The sequence below is a fragment of the Streptomyces tricolor genome (assembly GCF_002155905.1).
Taxonomy (GTDB): domain Bacteria; phylum Actinomycetota; class Actinomycetes; order Streptomycetales; family Streptomycetaceae; genus Streptomyces; species Streptomyces tricolor.
In genome coordinates this window covers 16797-27788 of the sequence record NZ_MUMF01000018.1, presented here as the reverse complement: position 1 = coordinate 27788, position 10992 = coordinate 16797, and the positions used below count along the sequence as shown (strand labels likewise).

Sequence of the window (10992 nt, the reverse complement as noted above, 5' to 3'; positions counted from 1 at the left end):
CCGGGGCCGGCGTTCAGCGCTGTTCCATATCGCCTCCAGACCCCGCGCCTAGGTTCCCGTCCGGGACATCCGCCACGGCGCTTCACGGAGGGGTTCGAACGATGCGGCAGGTGACGCCGGAGCTCTACGCCCGGGTGCAGCACTTCTACGCCCGGCAGACACACGCCCTGGACAGCGGGAACTTCAAGGAGTACGTGGACACCTTCACCGAGGACGCGATCTTCCACCACTCCCCCGACGGGCCGCCGGCCCGGACCCGGGCCGGGATCCTCGCCGCCGCCGAGGCGCACCGGGAGGCGACCAAGGACGACCGGGTGACCAGGCGGCACTACTTCAACCAGATCGTGCTCACCCCGCTGCCCGACGACTCGATCCGGGCCACGCTCTACGCCCTCGTGGTGCGCACCCGGCACGGCGAGAAGGTCCCGGACATCTGGCCGAGCTGCCTGCTGGAGGACGTCCTCACCGTCGACGGCGACGAGATCCTGCTGCGGTCGCGGCACATCTCGTACGACTGACCTCCCGCGCCCGGCGCGCACGGGCGCGCCGGGCAGGCGATGCTGGGGAGCGGACAGGTCCCCGAGGAGCCCAGGAGGGTCGGCCGGTGATCGCCGTCAACCCGATGGACAGCGCCTCGGTACTGGCCGCCTTCGGGGCGCTGGGCGTCCTGGTGGTGATCTTCGCCGAGTCGGGTCTGCTGGTCGTCGGCTTCTTCCTGCCCGGTGACACGCTGCTGTTCCCGGCGGGGGTGCTGTGTGCGGGCAGCGCCCAGCAGCCGCCGCGGCTGGCCCTGTGGCAGGTGCTGCTGTGCGCGGCGGTCGGGGCGGTGGCGGGCGGCCAGGTGGGCTATCTGATCGGGCGGCACGGCGGCCGGGCGCTGCTGGCGCGCACGTCCAGCGACCGGGTGCGGCGCGCGGCGGAGCGGGCGGAACGGCTGCTGGCGCGCTACGGCTACGGCAAGGCGCTGGTGATCGGCCGGTTCGTGCCGCTGCTGCGGACGGTCCTGCACCCGATGGCGGGTGCCCTGGGCGTGCCCGCCCGGACCTTCACCGTCTGGCAGACGGTGGGCGGGGTGCTGTGGTCGCAGACGCTGGTGCTCGCCGGGTACACCTTGGGCGCCTCGGTCCCGCACCTCGCCGACTATCTGCTGCCGCTGGTCGCCCTGGTGATCGTCCTGTCGCTGCTGCCGCTGCTCCCGGAGGCCCACCGCGCCCGCCGGGAGCGCCGCGAGCGCCGCGACTCCGGACACTGATCCCGCTACAGCTCCGCCGCCCGGTGCGTCCCCCGCCACCGCCGTGAGCGGCACCGGCGGCCCGGCCGGCTCGGTGTCGGCCACCCATTTCCCGCTGCCCCCGCACGGCCCCGGCCGGGCCCTCACCGCGTCGCGGGCGCTCCAGGGCATGACCGTGAACGCCGCCCGGGCCGCGAGGGGCTGTCGATGCGGAGGGCCGCCGTCAGACGATGAGGGCTCACACCTCGCCGAGGAAACCGGGATCCGCCGGACCCAGACGCCTGGCGAAGTCGGCGGCCAGGCCGACCACTTCCCGCAAGGGCACGGCCCGCCGGCTGGTGGCGGCGAGATCCCGCTGCGCCTCCTCGGACCACAGGAACGGGAAGACGCTCAGCCCCTGCGACAGGTCCAGTGCCGCCACCTCGGCGCGCCAGTCCGGCCGGCGCAGCCCCGCGTAGAACCGCTCCGTCCCGCCGGACAGCAGCCAGCCCACCCAGGCGGAGTGGCCCATGTCCAGCGCCTCCCACTCCAGGGTGTCGGGCGCGAAGTAGGTCAGCTGCCCGGGAACACCCGGCCGGCCGCTGCCCGCCGGATCGCGGCCGTTGAGACAGAAGACGCCGCCGAGCACGTCATGGCCCACGACGAGCCCGGCCGGCGGGTGCCAGTGGGGGTCGAACTCCCCCGGAAACCCGTTGACCCGGCCGAGGCTCGGCAGCCCCTCGGCGGCGCGGCCCGCGCCGTACACCCGCAGCCAGCCGTCGTCCAGGACGAGCCCGCCGCAGTGCAGGGTGAGCGCGCCGAGCACCGACCGCGTGGTCACCTGGAGCTGGAGCAGGCAGCGGCGGCCCTCGTCGGCGTCGGCGGGCAGCACCCGCACGGGTACGGCGCTCTCGGCGCACGCCTGTCGCAGCTCCGGCCAGGCCGGATCGGCCACGTCCGCCAACTCGTCGAACTCTCGCATCCGCAGATGATCGCAGCAGGGCCCGGTCCCGGACTCAGCCCGCCCGGCGCGGTGCCCCGTCCTCGTCGTTCTTCTTCCGGCGCTTGCGGTTCGGACGGTGGGGGCGGTGCAGCGTGTCCAGCTCGCCGATCGCCGCGCGGACATGGGCCGGTGCGCCCGGGCGGGCACCACCGGCGCATCTCCAGACCGGGCGCCCGGCCTCCTCGGCGACGTGCATCCCGAGCCCGTGCAGGGTGCACACGGGCCACACCTGCCACAGGCACTCCATGACCGTCTCCTGGGCGGCCTCGGCGACCGCCGACAGCGCTTCGCCGGCGGAGCGCGCCGGCCACAGGGCGTTGCCGTGCGCGTCGCCGTTGGCCAGCGCGACGTACACCTGTTCCGGCTCGCCGGGCTCCGCGGGCCAGGCGATGAGACGCAGCGGGCGCTGCTCGGGCAGGGTCGCCGCGAGGTCCCGGTTGACCACCGCGAGCGCCTGCTCCCACAGCGGATGCTCACCGGCGGACACGAAGTAGGGCTCGGGCGGGGTCGGGAAGGAAGGGCTCACTCCCCCATTGTCCCCGTACGTGCGGGGAGACTCCCCGCCGGCTCCTCGGGCGGGTGCCGGCGGAGGGCAACGACGCCTTCTGGACGGGTTCCTGACCGTCCGTGAGACTGGAGCGGACGGACCCGAGCCCCAGGCTGTCCAGGACGGTGACGGTGACATGGAAGAGGAGACCCCGCGCGTCGAACTCACCCCGCGGGCCGCGCAGCTGGTGCGCCGCCTGCGCGCCGAGCACGGCCCGCTGATGTTCCACCAGTCCGGCGGCTGCTGCGACGGCAGCGCCCCCATGTGCTACCCCGACGGCGAGTTCCGCACCGGCGACGCGGACGTGCTGCTGGCCGAGCTGGCGGTGGCGGGCGTGCCCGAACCCGTCACGTTCTGGATGTCGCGCAGCCAGTACCGGGCGTGGAGCCACACCCGGCTGATCGTGGACGTCGTCCCCGGACGCGGCAGCGGCTTCTCGCTGGAGGCACCCGAGGGAGTGCGTTTTCTCACCCGTTCTCGCGTCGTCGACGCCTAGTCGGCCACCGGGCCGCCCCGAGTCTGGTCCACTGCCCGTGCCTACGGACAGTTGACGAGACATCAGGGGGCACGGTGACCAGACGTCGCAGGCGTTCGGCAACGGGCAGAGCGGTTCTCACGGTGGTCACGGCGTTCGGTGTGCTGGCCGGTGCGGCCCTGGCGGGTGCGGCACCGGCCGGTGCCGCACCCGCGGGCAGGCGGCTCGCGCCGGGCGTCACCTACCGGCACTTCGACCTCGACGCGGCCGCGGGCAGGGCCCGCGCCCATCTGCTCACGGTGGACCTGGCCGATCCGCACGTCCACGTCGATCTGCTGTACCCGGGCGCGGTGGCGGCCCGGGCGACGGTCTCCCGGCTGGCGGACGCGGCCGGGGCGGTGGCCGGGGTGAACGGGGACTTCTTCCACATCAGCGAGACACAGCACCCGGGCGTGGAGGCCACCGGCGCCGCCGTCGGACCGGCCGTGGCGGACGGGGAGATGCTGAAGGCGGCGGTGCCGAAGGGGCAGCGGTTCGGGCCCGCGCTGCCCCCGGGCACCGGCACCCAGGACGTGCTCGGCGTGGGCACCGACCGGCGGGCCCGGCTTGACCGTCTCTCCCTCAGCGGCTCGGTCGCCACACCCGAGGGGAAGCTGTCCCTCAAGGGCCTCAACCAGTACGCGCTCCCGGTGGACTCCGTCGGCGCCTTCACCGCGCACTGGGGCCGGGCCTCCCGGGTGCGGGCCGTTTGCGGCACCGACACCCAGCGGTCGGCGCCGTGCAGCGACGACACCTACGAGCTGAAGGTGCGCGGCGGCCGGGTGGTCTCCGCCTCCGACGCCCCGGGCAGCGGCACGATCCCGGCGGACACCACGGTCCTGCTGGGCCGCGAGGAGGGCGCGCGGAAGCTGCGCAAGCTGTCCGTCGGCGACCCGGTGGACGTCACGCACACCCTGAAGGCGGCCTCGTCGGGGGTGCCGTACACGTTCGCGATCGGCGGCTTCCCGATCCTGCGTGGCGGGAGTCCGCTGTCCGGCCTGGACGACACCACCTCGGCGGTGCGCACGGTCGTCGGCTTCAAGGACGGCGGCCGGCGGCTGCTGCTCCTGGCGCTGGACGGCTCCGCCGCCTACCGCACCGGCCTGACCGTCGCGGAGGAGGCGAAGGCCATGCGGTCGCTGGGGGCCACCGACGCCTTCAACCTCGACGGCGGCGGCTCCACGGAACTGGTCGCCCGGGACACCGACGACAGCGCCGTGACGGTGCGCAACCACCCGAGCGGCGGCGCCGAACGCCCGGTGCCCAACGGCATCGGCGTCTTCTCCACCGGCTGAGCCCGGACGGTTCAGGGCCGCAGGCTGCTCACCAGGTCGGCGGTCGCGGTGAGCCCGCTGTGGATGGTGGGCGCCATGCTCGTACTGGCCAGATAGAAGCCGAGCAGCATGCAGACCAGGGCGTGGGAGACCTTCAGCGCGCCGTTGCGCATGAAGATCACGGCCAGGATCAGGAGCAGCAGGACCACAGAGATGGAAATCGCCATCGGAACCTCCTCCGCCACGCCCCATGTGCGGCGTTCGGCCGCAAGTGTGGCGTAGCGGAGGGTTCGTCCGGGCAGCTGACATGTCCTCCGATCGTGTGGTCTTACGCGGAGGGGTGGGCGTCGAGGAAGGCCTCCAGGCCGGCGAGGTCGTCGGTGTTGAGGTGGTCGACGCCGGCGGCGAGCAGCTCCGTCCACAGCGCGTCGCGGGCCGGGCCGGGGCTGTCGGGGGTGGCCCAGAACCGGACCCGCTGTCCGCGCGCGTGGGCGGCGCCGGTGATGCTCCGAAGCGTGCGCCGCTCGGCGTCCGGGAACGCCCCCACGCCCGTCCAGGTGAAGTTCTGCGTCCAGTTGTCGCTGATCAGCGGGATGAAGGAGGCCGGGGCGGGGCCGCCGAGGTCGCCGAGCCGGCCGTCGTAGAAGGCTCGGCGCTCGGTCTGTGCCGCCATCGGGGTGCGGGCCGCCCGGTCGCCGGAGACGACCACGGTGACGGGGCCGGGGTGGACGCGGCCGTGCGCGTACCGGGTGAACAGCCGCGGGTGACGGCGCAGCTGGCGGTCGAGTGCGGCGTACGTCGAGGAGCCCTCGGTCTTGAGGTCGATGAGGAGCTGCAGCGGGCGGTGCCATCCCCGGTGGACCCAGCCGTGGTGGGCCCGGACCCGGGCGGCGAGCGGTTCGAGGTAGAGGGATTCGAGGGTGCGGGACGGGTCGAGGTCGGCGGCCTCGTGGCCGACGAGCAGCTGGTCGCCGACGAGGAAGATGTCGGCTTCGACGCTGTTGAAGCGGTGGTCGAGGGCGTCGGCCAGGGGCCGCGGGTGCGCGTAGTCGTTGTGCGCGTGGGCCTGCCACAGCGGGCGCGGGCGAGGCGTCCGTTCCCCGGCCGCCGCGCGGTGCGCGGGCAGGGCGATGGTGCCGGCGAGGGCGGCACCGAGGGTGGTGAGGGCTCTGCGACGGGTGGTGAGGGCCATGGACTGCCTCCCTGGAAATACCGGATGGGGCCGAAGGGAGTATGCGTGCGGCACACCACCGACAGACCCCGCCCGGCGGGGAGTTCGTCCTGTGTTCACTTGTCGTCGCCGGGCAGGCCGGCCGGCCCGGGGGCGCGGGGAACCGCGCCCCCGGCCCCTGCCGGGGCCCGCGCCCGGTGTCCGCCGGTCAGGGCCCTTGGAGGTCGACCAGCGCGGCCAGCGCCTCGCGGTGGGCCCCCGCCGTGCCGTAGGCGATCGAGTCCGCCTTGGCCCGCTTCAGGTACAGGTGGACCGGGTGCTCCCAGGTCATGCCGATCCCGCCGTGCAGTTGCAGCGCCTCCTCGGTGACACGGACGGCGACGGGCGCGGCGTAGGCCTGCGCGACGGCGACCGAGACCTCCGTGTCCGCGCCGGAGGACAGCGCGTCCGCCGCGGCGCGGGCGGCGGCCCGCAGGTGCACGACCTCCAGCCACAGCTGGGCGAGCCGGTGCTTGAGCGCCTGGAAGCCGCCGACCGGCCGGTTGAACTGCTTGCGCTCCTTCAGGTACCGGACCGTCTCCGCCAACGCCCAGTCGGCCACGCCGAGTTGCTCGGAGGCGAGCAGTCCGGCGGCGGCGCGCAGGGCGCGTCGTACGGCCGGGCCGGCGTCCCCGACCCGGCGGCCGGCCGCGCCGGCGAGGGTGACGGTGGCGAGCGGGCGGGTCAGGTCCAGGGAGACCTGCGGGGTGACCGTCACCGCGTCGGCGGCGACGGCGTACAGGCCGCCGTCGTCGGCCGGGACGAGCAGCACGTCGGCGACGGCCGCGTCCGCGATCCCCCGCAACTCGCCGTGCAGGGTGCCGTTCTCCACCCGTACGGTCTCGGTCCCGGCGCCCGGAGCCGTGTGCAGGCCGACCGCGAGGGCGCCGATGGTGCGCCCGGAGGCCAGCTGCCCCAGCAGCTCCCGGTCGGCGCAGCCGAGCAGGGCCTCGGTGGCCACGACCGCGCTGGTCAGGAACGGCACCGGGGCGACCGCCCGGCCCAGTTCCTCCAGTACGACGGCGGCTTCCCGGTGGGTCGCGCCCTGGCCGCCCTGCTCCTCGGGCACCAGCAGGCCGGCCAGGCCCATGCCCTCGGCGAGCAGCTTCCACAGGGCGCGGTCGTGCGGGGTGTCCGACTCGCCGCGGGCGAGCACGTCGGCCGCCGCGCAGTGGTCCGTGAGCAGGTCGCGGACGGCGGCCCGCAGCGCCTCTTCCTCCTCGGAGTACAGCAGATCCGTCATCGGGCGAGGTCCTTCCAGGCGACGTCCTTGTCGGTGCGCGGCTCGGCGGGCAGGCCCAGGACGCGCTCGGCGACGATGTTCAGCAGGACCTCGCTGGTCCCGCCCTCGATGCTGTTGCCCTTGGAACGCAGATAGCGGTAGCCGGCGTCCCGGCCGGTGAAGTCGACCAGCTCCGGGCGGCGCATGGTCCAGTCGTCGTACGCCAGGCCCTCCGCGCCGCGCAGTTCCACCTCCAGGCCGCTGATCTCCTGGTTGAGGCGGGCGAAGGCGAGCTTCATGCCGGCGCCCTCGGGGCCGGGCTGGCCGACGGCGAGCTGCTGGCGCAGGCGTTCACCGGTGAACCGGGCGACCTCGGCCTCGACCCACAGCTTCAGCAGCCGCTGGTGCAGATCGTGGGTGCGCAGTTCGGGGCGTTCGCGCCAGGTCTTCGCGACCGGCCCGATCATGCCGCCCTCTCGGGGCAGGGCCATGCCGCCGATGGCGACGCGCTCGTTGTTCAGCGTGGTCTGCGCGACCCGCCAGCCGTCGCCGACCTCGCCGAGGCGGCGGCTGTCGGGGATGCGGACGTCGGTCAGGAAGACCTCGTTGAACTCGGCCTCACCGGTGATCTGGCGCAGCGGCCGGACCTCGACACCGGGGTCGGTCATGTCGCAGACGAAGTAGGTGATGCCCTGGTGCTTGGGCACGTCCGGGTCGGTGCGGGCGATGAGGATGGCCCAGCGGGCCAGGTGGGCGCTGGAGGTCCACACCTTCTGCCCGTTGACCACCCAGTCCTCGCCCTCGCGCACCGCGCGGGTGCCGAGCGCGGCCAGGTCGGAGCCGGCGCCGGGCTCGCTGAACAGCTGGCACCAGACCTCCTCCCCGGTCCACAAGGGCCGCAGATAGCGTCGCCGCTGCTCCTCGGTGCCGTACTTCAGGATCGTCGGCGCGGCCATGCCGAGGCCGATGCCGATGCGCCGGGGGTCGTTGTCGGGGGCGCCCGCCGCCGCCAGTTCGGCGTCCACGACGCCCTGGAGGGACCGGGGGGCGCCGAGTCCGCCGAGGCCCTCCGGGTAGTGCACCCAGGCGAGGCCCGCGTCGAAGCGGGCCCGGAGGAAGTCCAGGCGGTCGGTGCTCGCGGGCGGGTGCTGGGCGAGCAGCTCCCGGGTGCGGCGGCGCAGTTCGTCGGCGTCGGTCATGCGGCGGCTCCCTTCTCCAGCACGACGGCGACCCGGCCGGTGGTCACCCCGTCGGCGACCCGCTGCACGGCGCCGGCCGCGCCGGCGAGCGGCACCCGCTCGCTCACCAGCGGTTTGACGGCGCCCCGGGCGGCCAGCTCGGTGAGCTGTTCGTGGCAGTGCTGGACCAGCTTCGGGTTCTTGGTGTTGTACAGGCCCCAGTGCAGGCCGAGGATCGAGTAGTTCTTCACCAGGGCGTGGTTGAGGGCCGGGCTCGGGATGGTGCCGCTGGCGAAGCCGACGACGACGATCCGGCCCTCGAAGGCGACCAGCTTCGCGGACTGCGCGTAGGCCGGGCCGCCGACGGGGTCGTAGATCACATCCGCGCCCCGGCCGCCGGTGGCCTCCTTGACGGCGGCGACGACGTCCTCGGCGCGCCGGTCGACCACCACGTCACAGCCCAGCTCCCGGGCGACGGCGGCCTTGTCCGCGCCGCCCACGACGCCGATCACCGTGGCGCCGGCCGCCTTGCCGAGCTGGACGGCGGCGCTGCCCACGCCCCCGGCGGCGGCGTGCACCAGCAGGGTCTCCCCGGCCTCCAGGCGGGCGCGGCGGTGCAGGCCGAACCAGCCGGTCTGGTAGCCGATGTGCAGCGCGGCGGCCTCGGCGTCGTCCAGCGACTCGGGGGCGGGGAGCAGGGCGCGGGCGTCGGCGAGGGCGTACTCGGCGAAACCGCCGTACGGCAGCGCGGGGTTGGCGATGACCCGGCGGCCGTCCTCGGTCTCCCCGCAGATCTCCACGCCCGGCGTGAAGGGCAGCGGCGGGCGCACCTGGTACTGGCCCCGGCACAGCAGCGCGTCGGGGAAGTTGACGTTGGCGGCGCGCACCCGCAGCAGCACCTGGCCGTCACCGGGCGTGGGGCGCTCCACCTCCCCGAGCCGCATCACCTCGCTCGGCTCGCCGTTCTCGTGCACTTGCCATGCCTGCATGCGGGGCCTCCACGGGACTGCGTCGTCTGACCGGGTCGACCGCATACTAAGCGGTCGCTTGCCGATCAGGGAACAGTCACTTCGCGGATGCCGGCCGCGCCCGTACGTGCATCCGCTCGCCCTGCGGCCCGAACAGGCTCAGGAACTCCACCGGACCCTCCCCCGTCGACCCGAACCAGTGCGGCACACGGGTGTCGAACTCGGCCGCCTCGCCCGCCGACAGCACGACGTCGTGCTGCCCCAGCACGAGCCGCAGCCGCCCGGAGAGCACGTACAGCCACTCGTACCCCTCGTGGGTGCGGGGATCGGGCTCGGCGGTGCGCTGCGGCTCCACCACCTTGTAGGCCTGGAGCCCGCCCGGCTGCCGGGTCAGCGGGTACAGCGTCCGCCCCTGCCGCGTGATCGGCTTGGCCCGCACCCGGGGGTCGCCGACCGGCGGCGCGCCGACCAGCTCGTCCAGCGGGACCTGGTGGGCCTGGGCGATGGGCAGCAGCAGCTCCAGGCTGGGCTTGCGCAGCCCGGACTCCAGCCGGGAGAGGGTGCTCACGGAGATGCCGGTGGCCTCGGACAGCGCCGCGAGGGTCACCTCGCGGTCCTTCCGGATCCGCCGCAGCCGGGGGCCGACCTCGGCGAGGACGTCGTCGGTAGTCATGACCGTATTGCAGATTCGGCAAAGACATTTGTCAATGCGGCAGCCCCTGGGCGACCGTCGAGGCCGGAGGTGGTCACCATGACGCAGAACCCGGGAACGACCGAGACCCCGGAGATGACCGAGAAACCGGTGATGACCGAGGGCCGGGAAACGACCGAGAGCCCGGAGACGGCCGGCACCTACGAGGTGGTCGTCGTCGGCGGCGGAGCGGCGGGGCTGTCCGCCGCGCTGGTGCTGGGCCGGGCCCGGCGCCGCACCCTGGTCGTCGACGCGGGCGAGCCGCGCAACGCGCCGTCGGCCCACATGCAGGGGTACCTGTCCCGGGACGGCATGTCCCCGGCCGAGTTCCTGGCCGTCGGACGCGAGGAGATCGCCCGGTACGGGGTGCGGCTGGTCCGGGACCGGGTGGTGGACGCGGCCCGGGACACGGACGGGTCCTTCACCGCCGCCCTCGCCGGCGGCCGGACCGTACGGGCCCGGCAGCTGGTGATCGCCACCGGGCTGAAGGACGAGCTGCCGCCGGTGCCCGGGCTCGCCGAGCGGTTCGGCCGGGACGTCCTGCACTGCCCGTACTGCCACGGCTGGGAGGTGCGCGACCGGCCCACCGGTGTCCTCGCCACCTCCGCGCTCAGCGTCCACCAGGCCCTGATGGTCACCCAGTGGACGAAGGACGTGCACCTCTTCCTGCACGAGGTGAGCGAGTCCGACCTGACGGCCGATGACCTGCGCCGGCTGTCCGCCGCCGGGGTCACGGTCGTTCCCGGCGAGGTGGCGGACCTGGTGGTCACCGACGACCGGCTCACCGGAATCCGCCTGTCGGACGGCACGGTCCACGCCCGCGAGATCCTCTACGCCGCCCCGCGCCCCGTCCCCCGGAACGACCTGCTGATCGCCCTGGGCGCGGAGCTGCGCGAGACCCCGTTCGGCAGCTACCCGGTGATCGACGAGCGGGGCCTGACGACCGTGCCCGGCCTGTGGGCGGCGGGCAACGCGAGCGGCTTCGCCGAACAGGTGATCAACGCAGCGAGCCGGGGTTACCGCGCGGGCGCGGCGATCAACGGGGAACTGCTGATGGCCGACCTGGATGCCTGATGGCCGACCCGGATTCAGGCGCCCCGAAGGGGCGCGGGGCTGTATCTGATCTGCGGCTACCGCCGCGCGGGCGCGCCCAGCCACGACGGCGCCGCAGACGC

At 74.3% G+C, this 10992-nt stretch carries 13 protein-coding genes; 5 read left to right on the top strand and 8 right to left on the bottom strand.

Features of this window, described 5'->3' with window-relative positions:
• Positions 1–110 precede the first annotated feature (110 nt).
• The gene (locus CCN44_RS01685) at positions 111–518 is read left to right on the top strand and encodes a nuclear transport factor 2 family protein (protein WP_223283950.1); all 408 of its coding nucleotides are present in this window, start codon (positions 111–113) and stop codon (positions 516–518) included.
• Between the two features lie 86 nt (positions 519–604).
• A complete protein-coding gene (locus CCN44_RS01680; RefSeq protein ID WP_086696659.1) occupies positions 605–1252 on the top strand; it encodes a DedA family protein in 648 nt (215 codons plus the stop codon).
• A 217-nt stretch (positions 1253–1469) separates the two neighbouring features.
• Here the strand turns inward: CCN44_RS01680 and CCN44_RS01675 are convergent, their stop codons facing one another.
• Complete coding sequence (locus CCN44_RS01675) at positions 1470–2192, bottom strand: DUF2625 family protein (RefSeq protein ID WP_086696658.1); 723 nt, start codon at positions 2190–2192, stop codon at positions 1470–1472.
• Positions 2193–2226: 34 nt separating this feature from the next.
• Positions 2227–2739, bottom strand: a complete 513-nt coding sequence (locus tag CCN44_RS01670) for a hypothetical protein (RefSeq protein ID WP_086696657.1) — start codon at positions 2737–2739, stop codon at positions 2227–2229.
• A gap of 157 nt (positions 2740–2896) precedes the next feature.
• Between CCN44_RS01670 and CCN44_RS01665 the strand changes: the two genes are divergently transcribed.
• Positions 2897–3256, top strand: coding sequence for a DUF779 domain-containing protein (locus CCN44_RS01665; protein ID WP_086696656.1), 360 nt, complete (start codon positions 2897–2899; stop codon positions 3254–3256).
• A 122-nt stretch (positions 3257–3378) separates the two neighbouring features.
• The gene (locus tag CCN44_RS01660) at positions 3379–4569 is read left to right on the top strand and encodes a phosphodiester glycosidase family protein (RefSeq protein WP_223283949.1); all 1191 of its coding nucleotides are present in this window, start codon (positions 3379–3381) and stop codon (positions 4567–4569) included.
• Positions 4570–4580: 11 nt separating this feature from the next.
• Here CCN44_RS01660 and CCN44_RS01655 read toward each other — a convergent pair whose 3' ends face one another.
• From CCN44_RS01655 to CCN44_RS01630, 6 genes are all read right to left on the bottom strand, one after another.
• On the bottom strand, positions 4581–4775 hold the full coding sequence (locus CCN44_RS01655; protein WP_059247976.1) for a hypothetical protein: 195 nt from the start codon (positions 4773–4775) through the stop codon (positions 4581–4583).
• 101 nt (positions 4776–4876) lie between these two features.
• Positions 4877–5740: a phosphatidylinositol-specific phospholipase C/glycerophosphodiester phosphodiesterase family protein gene (locus tag CCN44_RS01650; protein ID WP_059247977.1), complete on the bottom strand. Its 864-nt coding sequence runs from the start codon at positions 5738–5740 to the stop codon at positions 4877–4879.
• 187 nt (positions 5741–5927) lie between these two features.
• Complete coding sequence (locus CCN44_RS01645; protein WP_059247978.1) at positions 5928–7001, bottom strand: acyl-CoA dehydrogenase family protein; 1074 nt, start codon at positions 6999–7001, stop codon at positions 5928–5930.
• The gene (locus tag CCN44_RS01640) at positions 6998–8179 is read right to left on the bottom strand and encodes an acyl-CoA dehydrogenase family protein (protein WP_059247979.1); all 1182 of its coding nucleotides are present in this window, start codon (positions 8177–8179) and stop codon (positions 6998–7000) included. The genes CCN44_RS01645 and CCN44_RS01640 overlap by 4 nt, the downstream gene beginning before the upstream one ends.
• Complete coding sequence (locus tag CCN44_RS01635; protein WP_059247980.1) at positions 8176–9147, bottom strand: NADPH:quinone oxidoreductase family protein; 972 nt, start codon at positions 9145–9147, stop codon at positions 8176–8178. Before CCN44_RS01635 ends, CCN44_RS01640 begins: the two co-directional genes overlap by 4 nt.
• Before the next feature lie 76 nt (positions 9148–9223).
• Complete coding sequence (locus tag CCN44_RS01630) at positions 9224–9799, bottom strand: helix-turn-helix domain-containing protein (protein WP_059247981.1); 576 nt, start codon at positions 9797–9799, stop codon at positions 9224–9226.
• 132 nt (positions 9800–9931) lie between these two features.
• Here CCN44_RS01630 and CCN44_RS01625 point away from each other — a divergent pair, with 132 nt between their 5' ends.
• Positions 9932–10891: an NAD(P)/FAD-dependent oxidoreductase gene (locus CCN44_RS01625; RefSeq protein WP_086696660.1), complete on the top strand. Its 960-nt coding sequence runs from the start codon at positions 9932–9934 to the stop codon at positions 10889–10891.
• Positions 10892–10992: the final 101 nt, after the last annotated feature.

Excerpts from the sequence above, each read along its gene's own strand:
- CCN44_RS01675 (WP_086696658.1), bottom strand. The coding sequence starts at position 2,192 with ATGCGAGAGTTCGACGAGTTGGCGGACGTGGCCGATCCGGCCTGGCCG.
- CCN44_RS01665 (WP_086696656.1), top strand. The coding sequence starts at position 2,897 with ATGGAAGAGGAGACCCCGCGCGTCGAACTCACCCCGCGGGCCGCGCAG.
- CCN44_RS01655 (WP_059247976.1), bottom strand. The coding sequence starts at position 4,775 with ATGGCGATTTCCATCTCTGTGGTCCTGCTGCTCCTGATCCTGGCCGTG.
- CCN44_RS01650 (WP_059247977.1), bottom strand. The coding sequence starts at position 5,740 with ATGGCCCTCACCACCCGTCGCAGAGCCCTCACCACCCTCGGTGCCGCC.
- CCN44_RS01645 (WP_059247978.1), bottom strand. The coding sequence starts at position 7,001 with ATGACGGATCTGCTGTACTCCGAGGAGGAAGAGGCGCTGCGGGCCGCC.
- CCN44_RS01640 (WP_059247979.1), bottom strand. The coding sequence starts at position 8,179 with ATGACCGACGCCGACGAACTGCGCCGCCGCACCCGGGAGCTGCTCGCC.
- CCN44_RS01635 (WP_059247980.1), bottom strand. The coding sequence starts at position 9,147 with ATGCAGGCATGGCAAGTGCACGAGAACGGCGAGCCGAGCGAGGTGATG.
- CCN44_RS01630 (WP_059247981.1), bottom strand. The coding sequence starts at position 9,799 with ATGACTACCGACGACGTCCTCGCCGAGGTCGGCCCCCGGCTGCGGCGG.
- CCN44_RS01625 (WP_086696660.1), top strand. The coding sequence starts at position 9,932 with ATGACCGAGGGCCGGGAAACGACCGAGAGCCCGGAGACGGCCGGCACC.